Origin of the sequence: Williamsia herbipolensis (assembly GCF_036153515.1) — a bacterium.
Taxonomy (GTDB): domain Bacteria; phylum Actinomycetota; class Actinomycetes; order Mycobacteriales; family Mycobacteriaceae; genus Williamsia_A; species Williamsia_A herbipolensis.
Window position 1 is genome coordinate 4366789 of sequence record NZ_CP108021.1, and the last position, 20559, is coordinate 4387347.

Genomic DNA, 20559 nt, shown 5'->3' on the forward strand with positions numbered 1-20559 from the left:
GGGCGACCTATCGGTCTAGGACGAACCACCCCGACAGCACCGCGGCAGGCGGTGGCGTCGTGGTCGTCGGCGGTGACGGCGCGGACGGACCCGGGATCACCAGGGTCGGCGACTCCGGAAGACGATCCGCGGAGTCGGTGGCGTCGTCGGGCGCGAACGGGTTGGTCTGCACCGACTCCGCCGACGGGCATCGGAAACGCCCTGCGGTACGTGCCTCGTTCACGCTCGACATCTGTACCGGGCACGTCGCCGAGGCGAACACGTCTCCATCGGCCACGACCGTGACCTGACCGGTCAGTTCGGTGCGGGAGACGAGGTCGGCCAGGGACACCTCGACGATCACACCGTCGGCGCTGCTGTCGGCGAACACGAACAGTGCGCTGTCGAGCGGCACCACGACGTCGCGATTTCCCCAGCGCGGGAACGAGAAACAGCCGTCTGCGCTGCTGACGTCGTCGGGGTCGGATTCGCCGGGACGTCGCTCGGGGGCGATCGGTGCGGGAATGCGTTGTACGCGTGCGCGTGCCTCACCGCGGGAGAACACCAGGCCACCCGGTGCGCGGGTCACCGCACCGGTGGGCGGGGCCGCGTCGCAGTCGGAGTCGTCGACACGGGCGTCCACCCGTGCCGTCGACGAGTCGGTCGTCGAACCCGGGCGGTCGCCGGCGGTGATCCCCGAGGTCTGCGTACCGCAGGCGACGATGCCGCCGAGGATCCCGGCGACCGCGACCAGTGCGAGTGTTCGTGTCGTCGGATCAGTCCGCCGTGGCGACAAGGGGTTCCAACGTCAGTGTCGGATGCTCTTTCTCGATGTACTGCAGACGCCACTTGTCGCTGACGAGGGCGAGCATCACACCGTCGCTCCGGGTGAACACCTCGACCCCGCGCTGACGTCCGAGGTCGGCCGCGCTGTCGGCGTCGGTGCGGCGCGCCAGGGAGTAGGGGAGGTTTTGAATGGAGGTCTCGACCCCGAACTCGCTCTTCATGCGCGCGGTGACGACCTCGAACTGCATCGGTCCGACGGCGGCGAGCACGGGGGAGGCGTCGCCGCGGATCTCGTTGCGCAGAACCTGCACCACACCCTCGGAATCGAGCTGGTCCATCGCCTTACGGAACTGCTTGTACTTGCCTGCGCTCTCGGCCCGCAGTACCGCGAAGTGCTCGGGGGCGAACGACGGGATGGGCGGGAACTCGATCGCCTCGTCGGTGTAGAGGGTGTCACCGGGCGCGAGCGCCATCGCGTTCACCAGCCCGACGACGTCGCCCGGGTAGGCGGTGTCGACCGTGGACCGGTCGCGTCCGAAGACGGCCTGGGCGTACTTGGTGGCGAACGGTTTCCCCGTCTGGGCGTGCGTCACCACCATGCCGCGCTCGAACTCGCCGGACACGATCCGCATGTAGGCCAGGCGATCTCGATGGGATGAGTCCATCCCGGCCTGCACCTTGAACACCACCGCGCTGAACGGGTCGGTGACCTCGCGGTCGTGATGGTCGACACCTTCACGCCCCGCGGGCGGCGGCGCCAGCTCGACGAGCGCCTCGAGCAGCTGGCGGACACCGAAATTCAGTGCGGCGGAGGCGAAGATCATGGGCGAGGTCTCCCCGGCGAGGAACAGTTCCTCGTCGTGGTCCTGACCCATCTCCGACAGCAGGTCGCTCTCCTCGACCGCGGCGGCCCACTCGTCACCCTCGCGTGTGGCGGCGGCATCGGCGCTGAGCAACTCCTCCGGGGCGATGGTCGCGCCACCGGCGGTGCGGGTGAAGCGGATGTACTCTCCGGTGCGCCGGTCGAGGACGCCGCGGAAGTCACCGGCGATCCCGACCGGGAAGTACAGCGGTGTCGGGGTGAGGCCGATGCGCTCGCTGATCTCGTCGATGAGTTCGAGCGGTGTGCGACCGGGTCGATCCCACTTGTTCACGACCGTGATCACGGGCACCCCGCGGTGGCGACACACCTGGAACAGCTTGAGCGTCTGCGGTTCCAGACCTTTCGCCGCGTCGATGAGCATGACCGCGGCGTCGACGGCGGTGAGCACCCGGTAGGTGTCCTCGGAGAAGTCGGCGTGGCCCGGGGTGTCGACGAGGTTGATCACCGCGACCTCGGTGTCGCCGGTGTCGGGATCGGAGATGGTGTAGTTGAACTGCAGCGCAGTGGAACTCACTGAGATACCGCGCGCCTTCTCCATCTCCATCCAGTCCGAGACCGTCGACTTGCGGCCGGCCTTGCCGTGGATGGCGCCCGCCTCGCTGATCATCCGGGCGTGCAGCGCGAGCGCCTCGGTCATCGTCGATTTACCCGCGTCGGGGTGGGAGATGATGGCGAAGGTACGCCGACGCGCGACCTCTCGGGCAACGGTGTCGGGACTGGCACTCACCGGGGCCAGGTTACGCGACGCCGCTGGTCAGGCGAAAATCGCGAATCCGTAGCAGTAAGTGTCGCCGCGCGACACACACCGCTACCGATCGAACGAGCGGAACCGACGGGAGGGCTTCGGCGTCGTACATTGCATGTCGCCAGATCTCCGTGCGTTGCTGTCCGCTCACGACGGGGTGGTGACGCTGACCCAGGCCGCCGCCGTCGGGCTCGACCGGTCTGCGGTCCAGCGGCGCGTCGTGACCGGTGAATGGGAACGCGTCGGCCGCGGCGTCTACTTCGCCGCCGATCGTGCGATGTCGACGCAGGCGAGGATGCGGATCGCTTGTCTGTCGCTCGGACCGCGGGCGGTGCTGTCCTCGACATCGGCGGCGTGGTGGCACGGTCTGATCGATGCCGCCCCCCGGTCGGCCACGGTCACGGTTCCCCGGGGGCGCCACGGGACGCCGGTCGTGGGAATCGAGGTCGTGCACCGCGATCTCGAATCGTGCGACGTCGTCGAACGACGTCACCTGCCTGTGACAGCGCTGCCACTGACGGTGATCGAGGCGGCGGCATCGTCGGGCAGCCAGATCCTTGATTCCGCGCTGCTGCGCGGCAGGGTGTCGCTCCGCCAACTGCGCGACGCGCACCCGCGATACCCGGGTCGCCGCGGGGCGGGAGTCACCACACGCTACTTGCTGGCGCCGAGTCGGGGGCGCGATCGGTGGCCGAGCGACTCCTGCATCGGCTGTTGCGATCGGCGCGTATCACGGGATGGACGGTCAACCACCCGATGTGCGGGTACGTCGTCGATGCGGCGTTCACCGCCGAGATGGTTGCCGTCGAGATCGACGGATACGCATGTCACTCCGGGGCGCAATCGAAGAGCGGTAGCAGTGCGTGTCGGTGAGCGATACGAACTGCTACCGCTGGCGTCAGAGGCTGGTGATCGTCGGGTTCGGGGGAAGGGTGACGACCTGGCCGGCGTAGGTGAGACCCGAACCGAAGCCGAGGAGCAGCGCGGTCTGGCCACCCTTGGCCTTGCCGGTCGCGAGCATCTCCTCCATCGCCAGCGGGATCGAGGCGGCCGAGGTGTTGCCGGTGTTCTCGATGTCGTTGGCCATCGCGACGTGGTCGCCGAAGCCGAGGTTCTTCTTCATCAACTCGTTGATGCGGGCGTTGGCCTGGTGCGGGACGAACACCTCGATGTCGTCGACCGACACCCCCGAGTCGGCGAGGGTGGTGGCCAACGCCTTCGGCAGGGTGATGGCGGCCCAGCGGAAGACGCGCGGGCCCTGCATGGTGACCACCATGCGGTTGACCGGGTCGGTGTCGGGGTCGAGCGCCTGGTGCTCCTGCGCGCGATCCATGTACTCGATGATGTCGTAGCTCTGGCCGATGGCCTCGGCGTTCTCGCCGTCGCTGCCCCACACGGTCGGGGAGATGCCGTTCTCCTCGCTCGGTCCGACGATCACCGCGCCGGCGCCGTCGCCGAAGATGAAGGCCGTGTTGCGGTCGGTGGGATCGAGGACCACCGACAGTGTCTCGACACAGATCAGGAGCACGTACTCGCTCGAACCGGACCGCACCATGTCGGATGCGATGCCCAGTCCGTAGCCGAAGCCGCTGCACCCCGACGCGAGGTCGACGGCCGCGACACCGTTGATGCCCAGGTCGAAGGCGACCGACGGCGCGCCCTGCGGGATCTTGGTCTTCCAGCTCAGGGTCGAGAGCAGGACCGCCCCGATCTTCTCCCGGGGGATCCCGGAGTTGATGATCGCGCGCTCGCCCGCGGCCACCGCCATCGATCGTGCCGATTCGTCACCGCTGATGTAGCGGCGGTTGCGGATGCCGCTGCGCTCGAAGATCCACTCGTCGGTCGAATCGAGGGTCTCGCAGACCTCGGCGTTGCTCACCAGTCGGGTCGGGCGGTAGGCGCCGATGCCCAGCATGGCGACGTTCTCGCGGCCCTTGTTGGCCTTGATGGCGGTCACGGTGATCTCCTCGGTGATGTGTCGCGGGCCGTCATCGTCGTCGATGCGGGAACGGGTCGTGCGGGCTTCGCGCCGACGTCGTTGTCGCGGACACGGGAACCGTCGATCAGATGTGACTCACCATGCGTGGACGGTGTTCTGCGCATCCTCGAGTGTCGAGGTGATGAGCAGTTCGATCGCGTCGACACCGTTGCCGATCATGAGGTCGACCTCGGCGCGCTGTGCGCTCGCGAACGGCTTGAGGACGAAATCGGCCGGGTCCTGCCGCCCGGGCGGACGACCGATGCCCAGACGTACCCGCAGATAGTCGCGGGTTCCCAGCGCCGACGAGATGGACCGGAGCCCATTGTGGCCGCCCTCGCCGCCGCCGCGCTTGAGGCGCACCAGACCGAAGTCGATGTCGAGTTCGTCGTGGGCGACGATGACCTCGGTCGGGTCGACCGAGAAGAAGGACGCCAGCGGACCGACCTGGCGGCCGGTCTCGTTCATGAACACCCGTGGGCGGGCGACGAGAACAGACGATCCGGCCACCGACACCGTGGCGATGTCGGCGCCGGATCGTTTGTGTAGCTTGAAACGTTCGCCGGCCCCGGCGACCATCGCGTCGACGACCATCGCGCCGATGTTGTGGCGCGTGGCGGCGTAGCGAGGTCCCGGGTTGCCGGGACCGACGACGAGACGCACTCAGTCGTCGGCCTCGGACGCGGACTCGTCGCCCTCGCCCTCGGCGGAGGCCTCGTCGCCCTCGGACTCGCCCTCGGCGTCGGGCAGCAGGTCCTGGTCGAGCTCGGCCTCGAGGTCCTCCTCGGTCGGCGCCTCGTTGACGGCGACGACGAGCACCTCGGGATCGGAGATGAGGGTGACGCCCTCGGGCAGCTCCAGGTCGGCGCCGGTGACGGTGTAGCCGATCGCGGCCTCCTCCACCGACACGACGATCTGCTCGGGGATCGACATGACGTCGGCCTCGATCTCGACGGTGTTCGCGTCCTGGGTGACCAGGGTGCCGGGCTGCGGGTCGCCCTCGACGACGACGGTGACCTCGACGGTGACCTTCTCGCCGCGCTTGATCACGAGGAGATCGGCGTGCTCGATGTAGTTGCGCACGGGGTGCACGTCGACCTGCTTGGTCAGCGCGAGCTGCTTGCTGCCCTCGATGTCGAGCTCGATGACGGCGTTGGTGCCGTTGTTACGCAGGATGGCCGCGAACTCCAGCGAGGGGAGTGCGAGGTGCTGCGGGTCGGTGCCACGGCCGTACAGCACGGCGGGCACGTTGCCGGCGCGGCGCGCGCGACGGGCCGCGCCCTTGCCGCGCTCGGTGCGCGTGGTGACGGTCAACGGGTTCGCCTGGGTGGCCATGGGTGTCTCCTGAATGCTGGATTACGGGTCGGTCGCGGCGCTCGGCGGCGGGCATCGACATCCACATCAGGTGCAGAGGCGTTGGTCCTCGCCGATAACGGTGGGCGCTTGCGCACTCACCCTCGCCGGTCAACGACGGCAACGATAGCGCAGCGCCGAGCGCCGTGTCACATCCGTGAGCTGGGATCGATCGCGCATTCACGGGTTCGTCTCAGGCACTGTTCGCCGTCCCGTCATGTCGAGTTGGCGCCGGTGTCGTGCGTCACGCGGAGTATGGGTCCTCCGTACCGCACCCGAACACCCGACCGTCCCGAGGAGGCCGCACCGTGAGCGTCTCCGCGCACCACTGCCTCCTGTGGTCGGCAGAGGACGTCGCCGTCCGGTTCCTCGAGTCGTTGGCCGTCGGCGACACCGAGATCGCCGAGCATCTCCTGGCACCCGACGTCGACTACCGGTGCGGCGTCCTGTGGTCGCGCCGGGGGCGGTCCGAGGTCACGCGCATGCTCACCCGGATGGTCGGGACGTCACGCGGCTTCGACGTCGCCATCGCCTCGATCGACCTCGAGCCCGGCGGGAACGAGGCGGACGGGAGCGAGATCGACGTGGTGCGGACGGTACGTACCGATCACGTGGTGATGGGTCGGGTGCGCGTCCAGCTGTCCGTCCGAGGACGTGCCGAGATCCGCGCAGGCAAGATCGTCGCCTGGCACGACGATTTCGATCGGTGGCATCTCACGACGGCCGTGCTCCGCGGCATGTGTGGGGCCGTGGTCCCGTCGATGCGTCCGCACCTGCCGCCGCACTGACACCGCCCGGCGCACCCGGCCCGAACAGCTTCGCGCTCAGAGAATCTCGTCGAGCCGATCGAGAGGGCGGGCGAGGCGGGTCCCGCGGGCGGTCACCACGAAGGGTCGTTCGATGAGCCGCGGATGCGCGACCATCGCGTCGAGCAGTTCGTCGTCGGATGCGTCGGCGAGACCGAGTTCGGCGAACAACGGTTCACGGCGGCGCACCGCCCCGGTCACCTCGATGCCGGCGTCGGCGATGAGCGTGACCAGCTCCGCCCGCGTCGGCGGCGTGTCGAGGTACTTCACGATCGTCGGTTCCACACCCGACTCGCGCAGCCGGTCGAGAGCCTTGCGCGAGGTCGAGCACTTCGGGTTGTGGAAGATCGTGGCCCCGTCGGTGTCCGGGCCGGTGGTGGGCGCCACGGCGATCAGGCGTGACCGTCGAACAGGCTTGTCACCGAACCGTTCTCGAACACCTGCTGGATCGTCTGGGCCAGCAGCGGTGCGATGGACAGCACGGTGAGGGTCTCGAACTGCTTGTCCGGGGTGATCGGCAGCGTGTCGGTGGCGATGACCTCACGCGCACCGCACGAGGCGAGCCGCTCGGCGGCCGGGTGCGAGAACACGCCGTGCGTGGTCGCGATGATGACATCACCCGCGCCGGCGTCCTTGAGCACGCGCACCGCACCGGCGATGGTGCCGCCGGTGTCGATCATGTCGTCGATGAGGACGCACAGGCGCCCCTCGACGTCACCGACCACGCGGTTCGACTTGACCTGGTTGGGCACCAACGGATCTCGCGTCTTGTGGATGAACGCGAGCGGGGCGCCGTTGAACGAGTCGGCCCACTTCTCGGCGACGCGCACACGGCCGGAGTCCGGCGACACCACCGTCACGTTGTCGGTGCCGTACTTGGTCCGGACGTACTCCGCGAGCTGACCCTGGGCGTGCATGTGGTCGACGGGGCCGTCGAAGAAGCCCTGGATCTGATCGGTGTGCAGATCGACGGTGATGATGCGGTCGGCGCCGGCGGTCTTGAGCAGGTCGGCGACGAGGCGGGCCGAGATGGGCTCGCGTCCGCGATGCTTCTTGTCCTGGCGGGCGTACGGGTAGAACGGCAGGATCGCGGTGATGCGCTTGGCCGATCCGCGCTTGAGGGCGTCGATCATGATCAGCTGTTCCATCAGCCACGTGTTCAACGGGGCGGGGTGGCTCTGCAGCACGAAGGCGTCGGAGCCGCGGACCGAGTCCTCGAACCGGACGAAGATCTCGCCGTTGGCGAAGTCACGCGCGGTCTGCGGGGTGACCTCGACGCCGAGTTCCTTGGCGACGGCCTCGGCGAGCTCCGGGTGGGCGCGACCGGAGAACAGCATGAGGTTCTTCTGATTGTCCGTAGTCCAGTTCACTGCTCGTCCATCTCTTTCGATTTCGCCGGATCGGCCTGGTCGCCGGTGGTGTCGGCGGCCTCCGACGCACGGCGGGCTGCGTGCGCGGACGGGGTGTCGGGGCGTTTGTCGGCGACCCACCCCTCGATGTTGCGTTGACGCCCACCCGAGATCGCCAGTGCACCCGGGGGGACATCTTGCCTGAGCACGGTACCGGCACCGGTATAGGCACCGTCACCCACGGTCACCGGCGCGACGAACATGTTGTCCGAGCCCGTGCGGCAGTACGAACCGACGGTCGTCCTGCTCTTCGACACGCCGTCATAGTTCACGAAGACGCTCGAGGCGCCGATGTTGGTGTGCTCACCGATCGTGGCGTCACCGACGTAGGTCAGGTGCGGCACCTTCGATCCCTCGCCGATCGTGGCGTTCTTCGTCTCGACGAAGGTCCCGATCTTGCCGTCGGCACCGAGGTGCGTCCCGGGCCGCAGGAAGGCGAACGGGCCGACCTGGGCACCCGCGCCGATCACCGACTCACTGCCGTGCGTGCGGACCACCGAGGCGCCGTCGCCGATCTCGACGTCGGTGAGGGTGGTGTCGGGTCCCACCACGGCGTGTTCGCCGACGACGGTGCGACCGTGCAGTTGCGTGCCGGGCAGCAGCGCGGCGTCGGCCTCCACCCGGACGTCGATGTCGACCCAGGTGGTGCCGGGGTCGACCACGGTCACTCCGCCGAGCATGAGATCGACGAGGATCCGGCGGTTCAGCTCCGCGCCGAGCACGCTGAGCTGCAGCCGGTCGTTGCAACCGGCGACCAGTGCGGCGTCGTCGATGTGGTTGGCGTGCACCGTCTTCCCCATGCTCCGCGCGACCGCGACGACGTCGGTCAGATACACCTCGTTCTGAGCGTTCTGGGTTCCCAGCCGGCCGAGGGCTGCGCGCAACGTGGCCGAGTCGAACGCGTAGACACCGGAGTTCACCTCGGTGATCAGCTTCTGTTGCGGTGTGGCGTCGGCCTGCTCGACGATCTCGGTGACCTCGCCGTCCTGAGTCCGCAGCACGCGGCCGTAGCCGGTCGGATCGGGGGCGGTCGAGGTCATCAGCGTCACATGCGAGCCCGTCGCGACATGGTGGTCGCGCAGTTCGCGCAGTGCTCCGCCGGTGAGCAGTGGGACGTCGGCGGCGGTGACGACGACGATGCCGTCGAACTCGTCGGGCAGTCCGGTCAGTCCGGCGCGTACCGCACCGCCGGTGCCGTCCTGGGTTTCCTGGACCGCGGTCGAGATCGGTCGACCGATCGTCTCGGAGACCTCCGCGCACGCCGCAGTGACCCGTTCGCGCTCGTGACCGACGACGGCGACGAGGTGGTCGGGGTCGAGCCCGGCGGCGGCGTGGATCGAATGGGCGAGAAGGGTGCGTCCGCAGATGCGGTGCAGCACCTTGGGCACCGACGACTTCATCCGGGTGCCCGCGCCTGCGGCGAGGATGAGGACAGCCGTCGGAACCGTCTGATCCGAGGATCCGAGGTCGGTGGTCAGGGCGGTCATGGAACTCCTGTTTTCACTGCCTCTTCGATGATGGAACGGTGCGATCCTACGCACTGGTAGAACTTACGAAGGCCACAGGAGCCCGCGACCGCCGGAGAATCGGACGGCGTCGGGTCCGCGTCGGGGCGACCCGGGGAAGAGGTAACGGTGAGCGATCGTCGGACAGCAATAGTCACAGGCGCGGGACGGGGGATCGGAGCCGCGATCGCCACGCGACTCGCCCAGGACGGCCTGGCCGTCGCGGTGCTCGACCTCTCCGAGGAATCGTGCGCCGACACCGTCGCGGCGATCACCGACGCCGGCGGCTCGGCCATCGCGGTCGGCGCCGACGTCTCCGACGAGGCCTCGGTCACCGCGGCCGTCGACAAGGTCGCCGCGGAGCTCGGCGCACCGACCGTGCTGGTCAACAACGCGGGCATCCTTCGGGACAACCTGCTGTTCAAGATGTCGGTCGACGACTGGGACGCGGTGCTCGGCGTGCACCTGCGCGGCGCCTTCCTCATGACGCGTGCCGTGCAGAAGCACATGGTGGACGCGGGCTGGGGCCGCGTGGTCAACCTGTCGAGCACCTCGGCGCTCGGCAACCGTGGCCAGGCCAACTACTCCGCGGCCAAGGCGGGCATGCAGGGCTTCACCAAGACCCTCGCGATCGAGCTCGGCAAGTTCGGCGTCACCGCCAACGCCATCGCCCCCGGCTTCATCCAGACCGACATGACCAAGGCGACCGCCGAACGTGTCGGCATGGAGTGGGAGGACTTCGTCAAGGCCAACGCCGACGCCATCCCGGTCAAGCGTGGCGGCGTCCCCGAGGACATCGCCCACACCGCCTCGTTCTTCGCCAGCGAGGGTGCCGGGTTCGTCTCCGGTCAGGTCATCTATGTCGCGGGTGGGCCCCGCGACTGAGGGGCCGCCCGACCGGTGGGCCCGTTTCGTACGTTCGCCCGGGCGAATGCCTGCCACGAGGCGTGCGGTGACATAGGCTCGGCGAGGGTCTGCCGAGTCGGACACCGGGGAGGCTCGCGAGGTGGACGAGACCAGTGACGCCGGATCGGTGATGCCTCCCCGCGTGATCGCGGTCGGCAGCTCGGCCGGTGGTCTCGACGCTCTGACGCGACTGTTCGCGACCGCGGTTCGTGGTCGGAACCTGTGTTTCGTCGTCGCCCAGCATCTCGCACCGACCGCTGAGAGCCACCTCCCCGAGCTCCTCGACGACGCCACCCCGCTGACGGTGGTCTCGGCCACCGACGGTGCCCCCGTCGCGGCGGACACGGTGTTCGTCGCCCCGCCCGGGTGCGACCTCGGTCTCTACGGAGGAGTGCTGAGGGTCGTCGCCCCCGACGGCGACCGTCGACCGTGGCCCAGCATCGATCGCCTGTTCACCTCGGTGGCCCTGTCGATGGGGTCCGACGCGGTGGCGATCGTGCTGTCGGGCACCGGTGACGACGGTTCCTCCGGGGTCGAGTCGATCCAGAGCGCCGGTGGAATGGTGGTGATCCAGGAGCCGGCGACCGCGGCTTTTCCCGAGATGCCCGGCGCCGGGCTGGCCACCGGTTCGGTGGATCTCGTTCTCCCCGTCGACCAGATGCTGGCGGGCATCGCGCGCGTGGTCGATTCGCCGAATGCGGAGGCAGCGGAGAGTGATTCCGCGTCGAACCTCGACGACAGCGTGATCGAGCACATCATCGCGGTCGTGCGGGATGCGACAGGGGTCGACTTCTCCGGATACAAGCAATCGACGCTGATCCGACAGATCCAGCGTCGACAGAGGCTCGTCGACCTTCCACTCGAGGCCTATCTCGAGCGCGTCGAGCACGATTCGGCGGAAGCGATCGCCTTGAGCAGGAACGTCCTGGTGAGCGTGACCGCATTTTTTCGTGACTCCGAGGTGTGGGACGCGTTCGGCGTCCACCTTCAGGCTCTCGTCGACGGGCTCGGTGCAGCAGATGAGCTGCGGATCTGGGTTCCCGGTTGTGCCAGCGGCGAGGAGGCATTCACCGTCGCGATGCTCGCCGCGGATGCGCTGTCGCAACGCCCGGGTGGTATGCCGCTGCGTCTGCGCGTGTTCGCCACCGACCTCGATGAGCGCGCCCTGGTGATCGCCCGGCGTGCTCGATACTCCGACGCTGCGGTGGCTGCGGTTCCCGAGCACCTTCGCGAACGGTGGATGCGACCTGTGGACACAGAGTGGGAGGTGGTGTCCGAGCTGCGCGAGACGCTGGTGATCGCACGCCACAATGTCGCCTACGACCCGCCGTTCCCGCGGATCGACGTCATCTCGTTGCGCAACACCATGATCTATTTCCAGAACCACCTCCAGGAACGGGTCCTGCAGCTGTGCCAGTTCGCCTTGGTGCCCGGTGGGATGCTGATTCTCGGTCAGTCCGAGCGGATCCCACGCGTCGACGGTCTGTTCGCCGTCACCGATCCAATTCACCGCCTGTACCGGCGCGGCACGACCAGTCGCAACCACCTTCTCCCGGTCGGCCGCTACATCCCACCGGTGTACGTGCAACCCGCCGCGACGCCGGCGTCCAATCGGGAGCCGGCGAACGAACTCTTGCGGCAACTGCTGGCGACGGTGGCTCCGCCCTCGCTCATACTTGACGACGCCGAGACTGTGATCGAGGTGATCGGCGACGTCTCTTCGTGGTGCGCGGTGTCGGTCGGTCGGTACACCGGGCATGCGGTCGATCTGATCCGCGAGCGGTACCGGCCCGCCGTGCAGACGATGCTCAGCCAGCTGCGTCACTCTGAGCCCGACATCGTCACCCGGGTTCTCTTCGAACCCGGGGTACGGCGGGTGGAGGTCATCGTCGCGCGGCTCTCGGCGTCGGGTACCGGCGCTGTCGTGTCGTTCCGCCCGTTGCCGGATGCGATCGAACCAGAGCCGCGGAGTGTCGGTGACGGCGATCTGGTCGTCGAGGAGGACCTGCGGGCGACCCAGGATGCGCTGCAGGCGACCATCGAGGACCTGAGTTCGTCGAACGAGGAGCTGCAGGCGCTCAACGAGGAGTTGCAGGCCTCGGCCGAGGAGTTGCAGGCGACGTCGGAGGAGGCCCAGGCGTCGAACGAGGAGCTCGAAGCCACCAACGAGGAGCTGTCCACACTCAACTCCGAGCTGCAGATGCGGGGCGAGGAGATGGCGCGTCTCAACGGAGACCTGCGCAACATCGCGTCGTCGTTGACCAGTGGGCTGGTGATCGTCGACCGCGAGCTGAGGGTCACGCGCTACACCCCGCTGGCGGTACGGCTCTTCTCGTTGATCGTCGAGGACATCGGGAGGCCGCTGCCCGCGGTTCCGACCACCCTCCCGGTACCTGATCTCGTCGGCGACCTCGAGGCGACCATCCGATCCCGCGAGTCGCGCATGCGTGAGTTGTCGAGCGACGACCGCGATCTGCTGATCCAGATCCAGCCCTATGTGGGTTTCGACGACGAGGTGCTGGGCGCGATCGTCGTCGTCCTGGACGTCGGCGATGTCGCCGACGCCCGGCGGGCGCGTGAGGCCGCGATCCACAATCTAGAACAGGTGGCCGAATCCGTTCGCGAGGTGGTGTGGCAGCGCAATGCGGCGAACGAGCTGGTGATGATCACGTCGCGGGTCGAGGAGATCTACGGGCTCGATCGAGCCGCTGTTCTGGCCGACCCCGAGCTGCTCCTCGAGGCAGTGCACGCGGACGACGTCGTCCGCGTGCGCGCGGCGATGGCGTCGGTCGACCGTCGCTGGCATGTCACGTACCGGATTGGCCGTCCGGACGGGAGTGTGCGTTGGCTCGACGAGGTGGCCGGCGCCGCCCAGGGGGGCGGTGACGCCGGAATGGTCATCGGCAGCGCCATCGATGTGACCGAGGCGCATGAGACCGCGCGCCTCGCCGAGCAACGCACGGCCGTTCTCGACGCCGTCCTGAACACCGCGGACACCGGCATCCTGATCCTCGACGCCGACGACAGGGTGTTGTTGGCAAACCGAGGCGTGGCGGAGCTGACCGGGTACTCACCGGCCTCCCTGATCGGTACGCCGCTGACCGTGCTGATGGAGCACGACGACGGCGATTCGGCGCGGGAGGCCGATCCGGATGGTGATTCCGCGTCGCGGCGCATCATGACCTCCGCCGGTGCGGCCCGTCAGGTCACCATCGAGGTGCAACCTGTCGCCGGCATCGGCGATGACGACGGAGGTCGGGGCGTACCTGGCGCGGTGGCGCTCGTCCGGGACGTGTCGCGTATGCGGGAGATCTCCTCGGCACTGGCCACGCGCGAGCACTACGACCTCCAGACCGGATTGCTCACGCGGAACTATCTGCTCTCGAAGACCGACGAGCTGATGAGTGCCGGGTTACACGGCATCGCTCTGCTCTGGATCGACCTGGACGGGTTCAAGGAGGTCAACGACCGTTTCGGTCATCGGGCGGGCGACGCCGTCCTCGCAACCGTCGCCACACGCCTGCAACAGACGGCGCGCCGTTACGACATCGTCGGACGTCTCGGTGGAGACGAGTTCGCCCTGCTCGTCACACGGGTACGCGACGTGGACAGTCTGGACAATCTGGCGCTACGTGTCCTCGCCGCGATCCGCGAGCCGATCCCGCTGCAGGACTCCCTGGCCTACGTGTCGGCGTCGGTCGGTGTCGCGATCTACCCCCAGGACGCCTCCGACGGCGATCAGCTGATGCACAACGCCGACACCGCGATGTACGTGGCGAAGAGCCGCGGTCGCGATCGGCACGCCTACTTCGCGCCGGAGATGAACGAGGCCGCCGATGCGCGGGCGGCGATGCGCCAGCGCCTGGGAGCGGCGATCAGTCGCAACGAGTTCGAGCTGTTCTACCAGCCGGTCGTCGAGGTCGACGGCGGCGCGGTGGTGATGATGGAGGCGCTGCTGCGCTGGCGACGCGACGGATCGGTGGTCAGCGCGTCGGAGTTCATCGGCCATGCCGTCGAGACCGGTCAGATGCGGGCTCTCGGGCGGATCGTCCTCGAGCGCCTCGCGCTCGACACCCACGAGTTCCATGCGCGGCTGGGTCAGAACCGTGTCCCGGTCGCGGTGAACCTCTCGGCGAGCGAGCTCGACGAGCGCGACATCACCGACTGGTTGCTCTCCTGGAACCCGCCGGGAGGTCTCGGCCTCGTCGTGGTCGAGGTCACCGAATCGGTTCTTCTCGAACCCGAGAGCCGTGCGATCGACACACTCGCGTTGTTGCGCCGACTCGGTGCGACGATCAGCATCGACGACTTCGGCACCGGCTACTCCAACCTCGAGCTCCTCGATCGCATCGAACCCGGGATCATCAAGATCGACCGGTCACTCCTCTGGCGGGCCGGTGAGTCCGAACGGGGGCTCAACATCCTGCGGGCCGCGATCGCCCTGGCGCACGCGCTCGACGCACGCGCGGTGGTCGAAGGAGTCGAGGACGAGGCGATGCGACAGATGGCGATCGACCAGGGCGCCGATCTCGTGCAGGGCTTCCACATCGCACACCCCATGCCCCTCGCCGATGCGATCGAATGGCGCGCCCGCTGACTCGAGGCCGCATGGCACAATTGCCGCGACGGGTCGTCGTCGGTCCCCCATGGTGTAATCGGCAACACTTCTGATTTTGGTTCAGGCATTCCAGGTTCGAGTCCTGGTGGGGGAGCAAAACAGTTTCTGAGCTGGATCGATGAGGAAAGCGTCTCCAGGGATGCGCTTCGGATATCGCACACAGATCGCACATCCCACGGCGGGTCGGTCGCTACGTGGGCCGGTTGCGACCCACGGAGTCAGGCCCTGGCTTGCGGAGGAGTGGCGCTGGCAGGGCTAACAGGCTTTCGTGTGACCACCCATCGACAAGATCTCGAACTCGGTCGGACTCGCTGTCGTACTGCTCGGTCACCCATGCCAGCGCATCCCTGGTGAGGCTGCTCATGTTGTTCCAGGCACCCTCGGTGATCATGTCGGCACCCATCCACACGGAGTGGACTGCGGGGACGGTCGGCGTGACCCCGGCCCGGTTGACTACAGCCATCGCGCAGGATTGGGTCCAGTCGTTCTCGTCGTGCGTAATCTTCTTATCGCGCAGGTCCTTATAATACTCAAAGATTTCTTTCTGAAGATCTTCTTTATAGATATCGTCTCGCTGAAGAGATGATCGTCGCTTACTATATCCGAAACACTTATAAAATGAGATGACGGCGCTAGAAAATAGCGATTGTCGAACTATCCAAACCTCCGGCAGGTCTTCTATCCTGTTCAAGCGGTCGAGGCATTCACTTGCGAATATCAAGTCCTGATGATGCAGCGCGAGGTGGCCGAGCTTCTTCGCATGTTTCTCGGGGATGGCTGCAACGTAGACGCCATCCGGATAGCCGTTGATCTCGAAGCGGCCATCGTCGGTGATTGTGATCCCGTGGTTGTACATGTTCTGAAAAGTGCCATATTTTGTAGATCTAGTAAACAAACCACGCCGAGAACGGATGTTTTCCTACAAGCTTTTGACGCTCCGGCGACACTTAAGACGCGTAGAAGCCCAGTTCAGAAGCCATTCCGGCCGGGCGACATGGAGAAGTTCAGCTAACGCGGACTGTCGCCCACAGTGCGATGCGGGCGCGAGAGTGCCTGGGGGGCAGGGGGTCCCGACCCGGGTCGCTACGGTCGCATCCGGCCGGCATCGAGGGTTGGCGCGATGGTTCCGCACACCGAACCGAGGCACACAATCATTGATGTCTCGCAGCTGCAGCCCGACAATTGAGGCATGCAATATGTCGGCTAGGTATTGCACGATCAATTCGGCGCGTGTATTCCTTGCTTCATGACGACATCCGATTTCGCATTCTGCAGCTCGCCACAACGCGTAATGATCACGGCTTCGATTGTCGAGGGAGACCCCGGCACACACTTTCTCTGCCTCGAGGCGGGTGACGACATCATCGAACTTTCGACCGACCAAGTGCCTGCATTTCTCGAGATGATCACCGCGACCGTTGAGGGGGTAAACCGATGATCGGCGCAGTTGTCCTCGAATGGTGCTTCAAGGCCTCACGCAAGCCGAACCACCGACGCGCTGAGGCGCAGCTCGATCAGCACGGCTTCGAGGCTGCTGCCGACGCCACGACCGCCAAGTTGGCTGAGATCGAGGCTCGGCTGCTCGTGGAGGATGCCAAGGTGGGCGCTGACTACGATCCCGATCTCGTCTACATGCTGCTCGCCGAGCGACGGATCCTCGATGACCGACGCTCGTCGGAACGCTTCGGCGCGCTGGTCGCATGGAGCGACTCGGTTCAGTACGCCTGACGACCCACGGACAACAGAAGCCCCCCCACACCTTGAGGTGCGGGGCTTTCTGTCTTGCATGCTCACCAGCGTGGCCGTCGATGCACCATCGTGCGCTCGGCCTCGTCGTCACCAAGCCCCACGTCTCCCGCCCACCTGAAGTGGTACTCACGATGGGATCGACGGGCCTGCATCAGCGCTGCCCACCAGTCGGGGTCCGAATGGTCAGGCTCGATCCCGTGAGAGTCGTGCCAGTAGTCGGGGGCGAAGTGCTCGACCGTCGGGCCGTCGGAGAGTGGCCAGGGTGGCCCGCCGTCGTCACCGCGTGGCGCTCGAGGTTGGGTCTTGAGCCTCAACCCGGCACGACCGACAGGCCCGGGGAATACTGCCCTGGGCGTGTGTGTACACGTCTCACAGTCCGCTTGCCCGCCGTGACCTCGCCAGTGGTGGCATCGGTCTCGATCTCGGGAACCCGTAGCGCGCCGATCAACTTCGCGACAGTGGCAGAGGTGAGCCTGGCCTCGACCATGAGTGGGTGCGTGACGGTCGCGCCGAAACGGTCCTCGACGGTCAGCGATCCATCCTGCAGCGCTTCATGCAACGCATCGAGCCTGGTGATGCCGCGGCACACTTCCACGAGGGTGACGACCTCGCCGGCGGTCAGATCGAACTGGCCTTCCAACTCGCCAGCGAACTGGCGAGCACGCGTCGACCATGACCTTCGCTCGGCCTGGGTGATCTTCATTCGATTGCCTCTCAATGTCTTTCGGATATGACTCAGCCCTGCCTCATGTCGATTGCGGCAACCAGAGACAGGGCTGAGGGGGGTGCCGAACGGGTACACGCTAGGAAGCAAGAACCTAGCGGCGACCGAACAGCGGGGCGATGTGCTGCGACGAGATCACCACGTCTGTCGCCTTAGCGTGCACATCACCAAGATCAGGTGAGGGTGATCCTCACGATGGCCGTGGGGTCGGGGAACGCGGAACCGACGCGAAGCGTGGCGCGCAGAGCTGCCCGGTCGGACGAGAAGTAGACCGAGCTGTCGACGGCGAGCTGTACGTCACTGGTTCGCAGGCCCACGATGATGCGGCTGCTGTCGACCACGTAGGCGACATCGTCGGCGAGCGCCGAGGTCACAACGACGGGGAGACCTGCGATCTGCAGCGGTGTCGACAGCGTCGCGGTGGGCTGGAGTAGACCTGCATTCGATCCTGCGGAAACCTTCAGCGTCGCGAGGACCTTAAACGTCGCCGGGGACACAACGATTGTCGAGGCCTGGTTCCCGTGTGCGGCGAGATCCGAGATTGCCTCGACGAATACGTCGAGGTTCACCAGATCGCTGGTGGCGGTGAGGGTGCCGGTCTGGGCGCCGAGCGCCTTCATACCGTTCACTGGTGTGGTCGCCGCGAAGAACGCGGCATCCAACTTCCGGGCAATAGCCCTGGCCACAGCCTCCCCGACACGTCGCGTCACGTCGCCATTCGCGTCGGCGATCAGCTCGTTGGAGAGCGGTACGAGGACCGCGAGCTTGCGTGGAGTGAGTACGACTTCGAAAAGGACAGGCTCGTCTACGGGGATCTCGGCGCCTTCGGCGACCCACGCAGCGCTTCCGTCGGTGACGATGGGAATGCGAAGTTCGTTCGTGGAGAACGGGATCACGTTCGCGGCGCTGGCGGTGACGGCGCGCTCGAGGACTGGTTCGATGACGAGGCCGGTGATTTCGGCAGGCGTGAGCGGCTTGGAGTTATTGGTCAGAAGAGTCATGTGACTACGGCTTTCGGATAAAAGTGAGTTCACACGGGGCCAGAACGGGCCGAACGCGGATGCCCCTCAACTGGGGCAGAAACGTGGGCCAATGGGCGGACTCAACTGTCCTGCAGCACGGTGGCCTACTGACTCAATTATCCCGTATTTGCATCGGTCTGCAAGGGGATTGCCCCATTAACGGAGGCTGACGTTACCCCAGCTCGCGGGCGAAGTCTGCTGTGTGTATCCCCTGCCCTGGCCCGCTTCCTGGTATCCCCCGGGACGTGGCGCGGGCCTCGGTGCGACATAGGCTAGGCCCGGGCGCAGCTCGACGAGTGCCGATGCGGCCTCGGTGACCTTCTCAGGATCGACTGCGCCGGTGTCGGGGTCGGTGAGGTCTGCGAGCGTGATGTCGGAGAAGTCAAACAGGTCGCCGGGGACTGCGAGGACTGCAGCGAGCTGGCGATCGACCTCGGCCAGCTGCAGCCCCTCGAGGCGTGCTGCGAGAGTGTCACGTTCGGCCTCAGCTGCCTGGGCTCGGCGGCGTAGCTTTCGCTCGTCTGTGTGGTCGTTGGCCGCCGGATCGGTCTCGGGGGTCTCGGTGTTGGCCGGATCGGTATTCGGCTGCGCCTGCTCGGCGAGAGGGGCGGGAACGGGGTTCGTGCTGTCGAGTTCGCTCATTGTTCGGTGTCCTCGGTCGGGGTAGTGGGTAGGGTGCGCGGGTCTCGAAGTACTTCGCGACCGGCACTGTAAGTGCTGCAGCGAATCGGGCCAGACCATCGGTTTGTCACGACCACGGCTCGGTTGTCGTCGGCAGCGAGAGCGCCGACGTGGCGCAGCAGTTCGACCTCAAGGTCGGTTGCTGCCCTCCGGAACCGGGCGTTAGCGAGATCGGCTTCGAGGGTGCTGTCGTGGGCGTCCTGGTGCTCACCGACATGTGTGTACGCGATGATCCCGCGGATGTCCCCGACCGCGAGACGTTCCCCGAGGCTGTTCGTATCGAGGTTCATTCGGCACCCTCGAGCGCTTTCAATCGGCTTTCGAGATCGAGCATGCCAGCGTGGTGGGTGGTCATCATGTCGAGCAGATCCTTAACGATTACGGACTGCTCTCGCATATAGGCTGCCAAAACCTCAGTTGTGGTGTGATCGTCCATCAGAATGTCCAATTCCTCGTCGGTGGTTGTCATGAAAAGTGTTGTGAGCGCGGTTCTCTCCAGTGTTTTTGCTGCCTCAAGATCGACGCCTCTGATCACCGGGATGTTGTACCGATTTTCGAAAGCTTCCTGCCACGAGGATGTTTCGGGAAGCATCAGCCCCAGGACGTGGAAGCTCGATGCACGTCGGGGGCGAATGCCTCCCCAGTCTCCATTTTTCGGATCGAACATGACGCCACCACCCGCAACACCGAAGGCGACCGCGACCAGTTCCCGATCCACGGTCTTGTTCAAAAACCCGCCATTGAGCGCTTGGAAGAAAGGTTCCGCGCCGGGGCAGTAGTGGATACCGCAGGTACAGAATGGTGACGGTACGGGATGCCCACCGGTACACGTCGCGGTTACAACGGGCTTCGGGTTGCTGAAGATGGGGTCTGACATGTTGAAATCCACCAGCTCGTCCTGGTTGGCCCACGGCGTCATCAGCTGCCCGTACGTGTTGGAGATCAGGTAGAAGCGCCAACCGAAGCGTTCCGGGTCCGTGGCTGCTGTCATCGTGCCTCCACTGCCGTGAGGCGCTCATCGTGAGCCAGTAGCGCGCCGTGGTAGGACTGGCAGCACCGGACCAGGTAATCGATGAGCTTCTGTTGATCGGCGACGATCGTCTGCAGATCGAACAGTGCTTGTGCGGTGCGCATTTCGCTGTCGGCGATCATGCGTTCACCCGGTCCTCAAGTAGCCCGGTGTCGTCGATGGCGATGGCTGCGATGGCCATGAGTGCGGCGTGTCGGTCGGTGAGTGCGTCGAGTTCGTGCCGCACCAGCGTCATGGCGTCGTGTTGCTCCACGAGCAGGCCGGCCAGGATGCGGAGTGAGTTGCGGGCGTGCTCGACGCGGCGCTCGAGGTCTCGGCGCTCGTTGCGCGGTCGCGTGCGGGTGGTGGGTGTGGTCATCGTGTCCTTGCTGTGGTGGTGGTGGCG

21 protein-coding genes, 1 tRNA gene and 1 pseudogene are annotated in these 20559 nt (G+C 66.4%); 7 read left to right on the forward strand and 16 right to left on the reverse strand.

Going from position 1 to position 20559, the window contains the following annotated elements:
* Positions 1–7 precede the first annotated feature (7 nt).
* Both OG579_RS20335 and OG579_RS20340 read right to left on the reverse strand, forming a co-directional pair.
* Positions 8–775, reverse strand: coding sequence for a hypothetical protein (locus OG579_RS20335; protein WP_328857426.1), 768 nt, complete (start codon positions 773–775; stop codon positions 8–10).
* Entirely contained in the window at positions 756–2375 is a 1620-nt protein-coding gene (locus OG579_RS20340; protein ID WP_328857427.1) for a peptide chain release factor 3, read from the reverse strand. Before OG579_RS20340 ends, OG579_RS20335 begins: the two co-directional genes overlap by 20 nt.
* A 133-nt stretch (positions 2376–2508) precedes the next feature.
* Here OG579_RS20340 and OG579_RS22025 point away from each other — a divergent pair.
* Together OG579_RS22025 and OG579_RS22030 are read left to right on the forward strand one after the other, a co-directional pair.
* Positions 2509–2640 (forward strand): annotated as a pseudogene (locus tag OG579_RS22025) (type IV toxin-antitoxin system AbiEi family antitoxin domain-containing protein); the annotation flags it as partial.
* 440 nt (positions 2641–3080) lie between these two features.
* A complete protein-coding gene (locus OG579_RS22030; protein WP_408068706.1) occupies positions 3081–3266 on the forward strand; it encodes a DUF559 domain-containing protein in 186 nt (61 codons plus the stop codon).
* Positions 3267–3291: 25 nt separating this feature from the next.
* Here the strand turns inward: OG579_RS22030 and OG579_RS20345 are convergent, their stop codons facing one another.
* The 3 genes from OG579_RS20345 to OG579_RS20355 form a co-directional block, all read right to left on the reverse strand.
* Positions 3292–4308 (reverse strand): beta-ketoacyl-ACP synthase 3, encoded by a 1017-nt coding sequence (locus OG579_RS20345; RefSeq protein WP_055792209.1) that lies wholly within the window; start codon positions 4306–4308, stop codon positions 3292–3294.
* Positions 4309–4467: 159 nt separating this feature from the next.
* Positions 4468–5034 (reverse strand): aminoacyl-tRNA hydrolase, encoded by a 567-nt coding sequence (pth, locus tag OG579_RS20350; protein ID WP_328857428.1) that lies wholly within the window; start codon positions 5032–5034, stop codon positions 4468–4470.
* Positions 5035–5706 (reverse strand): 50S ribosomal protein L25/general stress protein Ctc, encoded by a 672-nt coding sequence (locus OG579_RS20355; RefSeq protein ID WP_328857429.1) that lies wholly within the window; start codon positions 5704–5706, stop codon positions 5035–5037. It abuts the gene before it with no gap.
* A 326-nt stretch (positions 5707–6032) separates the two neighbouring features.
* Here OG579_RS20355 and OG579_RS20360 point away from each other — a divergent pair, with 326 nt between their 5' ends.
* Positions 6033–6512 (forward strand): limonene-1,2-epoxide hydrolase family protein, encoded by a 480-nt coding sequence (locus OG579_RS20360; RefSeq protein WP_328857430.1) that lies wholly within the window; start codon positions 6033–6035, stop codon positions 6510–6512.
* A gap of 36 nt (positions 6513–6548) precedes the next feature.
* On the opposite strand, the gene arsC is transcribed toward OG579_RS20360, so the two are convergent.
* The 3 genes from arsC to glmU are packed head-to-tail and all read right to left on the reverse strand — an operon-like array spanning position 6549 to position 9426.
* Positions 6549–6917, reverse strand: coding sequence for an arsenate reductase (glutaredoxin) (gene arsC / locus OG579_RS20365; protein WP_328857431.1), 369 nt, complete (start codon positions 6915–6917; stop codon positions 6549–6551).
* 5 nt (positions 6918–6922) lie between these two features.
* On the reverse strand, positions 6923–7900 hold the full coding sequence (locus OG579_RS20370) for a ribose-phosphate diphosphokinase (RefSeq protein WP_045821982.1): 978 nt from the start codon (positions 7898–7900) through the stop codon (positions 6923–6925).
* On the reverse strand, positions 7897–9426 hold the full coding sequence (gene glmU, locus OG579_RS20375; protein WP_328857432.1) for a bifunctional UDP-N-acetylglucosamine diphosphorylase/glucosamine-1-phosphate N-acetyltransferase GlmU: 1530 nt from the start codon (positions 9424–9426) through the stop codon (positions 7897–7899). Before glmU ends, OG579_RS20370 begins: the two co-directional genes overlap by 4 nt.
* A 147-nt stretch (positions 9427–9573) precedes the next feature.
* Here glmU and OG579_RS20380 point away from each other — a divergent pair, with 147 nt between their 5' ends.
* The 3 genes from OG579_RS20380 to OG579_RS20390 all read left to right on the forward strand — a co-directional run bounded on the left by OG579_RS20380 (position 9574) and on the right by OG579_RS20390 (position 15062).
* The gene (locus tag OG579_RS20380) at positions 9574–10329 is read left to right on the forward strand and encodes an SDR family oxidoreductase (RefSeq protein ID WP_328857433.1); all 756 of its coding nucleotides are present in this window, start codon (positions 9574–9576) and stop codon (positions 10327–10329) included.
* 121 nt (positions 10330–10450) lie between these two features.
* Positions 10451–14947, forward strand: coding sequence for an EAL domain-containing protein (locus tag OG579_RS20385; RefSeq protein ID WP_328857434.1), 4497 nt, complete (start codon positions 10451–10453; stop codon positions 14945–14947).
* A gap of 43 nt (positions 14948–14990) precedes the next feature.
* Positions 14991–15062: transfer RNA gene (locus tag OG579_RS20390), tRNA-Gln, on the forward strand.
* Between the two features lie 96 nt (positions 15063–15158).
* On the opposite strand, the gene OG579_RS20395 is transcribed toward OG579_RS20390, so the two are convergent.
* A complete protein-coding gene (locus OG579_RS20395) occupies positions 15159–15824 on the reverse strand; it encodes a hypothetical protein (RefSeq protein ID WP_328857435.1) in 666 nt (221 codons plus the stop codon).
* Between the two features lie 578 nt (positions 15825–16402).
* On the opposite strand from OG579_RS20395, the gene OG579_RS20400 reads away from it, so the two are divergent.
* Positions 16403–16696 carry a hypothetical protein gene (locus OG579_RS20400; RefSeq protein ID WP_328857436.1) on the forward strand — a complete coding sequence of 98 codons (294 nt, stop codon included), beginning with the start codon at positions 16403–16405 and terminating at the stop codon, positions 16694–16696.
* 331 nt (positions 16697–17027) lie between these two features.
* Here the strand turns inward: OG579_RS20400 and OG579_RS20405 are convergent, their stop codons facing one another.
* The 7 genes from OG579_RS20405 to OG579_RS20435 all read right to left on the reverse strand — a co-directional run bounded on the left by OG579_RS20405 (position 17028) and on the right by OG579_RS20435 (position 20532).
* Positions 17028–17420 (reverse strand): hypothetical protein, encoded by a 393-nt coding sequence (locus OG579_RS20405; RefSeq protein ID WP_328857437.1) that lies wholly within the window; start codon positions 17418–17420, stop codon positions 17028–17030.
* Positions 17421–17614: 194 nt separating this feature from the next.
* A complete protein-coding gene (locus tag OG579_RS20410; protein ID WP_328857438.1) occupies positions 17615–18442 on the reverse strand; it encodes a phage major capsid protein in 828 nt (275 codons plus the stop codon).
* A 177-nt stretch (positions 18443–18619) separates the two neighbouring features.
* Positions 18620–19105 carry a hypothetical protein gene (locus tag OG579_RS20415; protein WP_328857439.1) on the reverse strand — a complete coding sequence of 162 codons (486 nt, stop codon included), beginning with the start codon at positions 19103–19105 and terminating at the stop codon, positions 18620–18622.
* Complete coding sequence (locus OG579_RS20420; RefSeq protein ID WP_328857440.1) at positions 19102–19434, reverse strand: hypothetical protein; 333 nt, start codon at positions 19432–19434, stop codon at positions 19102–19104. Before OG579_RS20420 ends, OG579_RS20415 begins: the two co-directional genes overlap by 4 nt.
* Entirely contained in the window at positions 19431–20135 is a 705-nt protein-coding gene (locus tag OG579_RS20425; protein ID WP_328857441.1) for a hypothetical protein, read from the reverse strand. Before OG579_RS20425 ends, OG579_RS20420 begins: the two co-directional genes overlap by 4 nt.
* The gene (locus OG579_RS20430; protein ID WP_328857442.1) at positions 20132–20296 is read right to left on the reverse strand and encodes a hypothetical protein; all 165 of its coding nucleotides are present in this window, start codon (positions 20294–20296) and stop codon (positions 20132–20134) included. The genes OG579_RS20425 and OG579_RS20430 overlap by 4 nt, the downstream gene beginning before the upstream one ends.
* Positions 20293–20532 (reverse strand): hypothetical protein, encoded by a 240-nt coding sequence (locus tag OG579_RS20435; RefSeq protein WP_328857443.1) that lies wholly within the window; start codon positions 20530–20532, stop codon positions 20293–20295. The genes OG579_RS20430 and OG579_RS20435 overlap by 4 nt, the downstream gene beginning before the upstream one ends.
* Positions 20533–20559 lie beyond the last annotated feature (27 nt).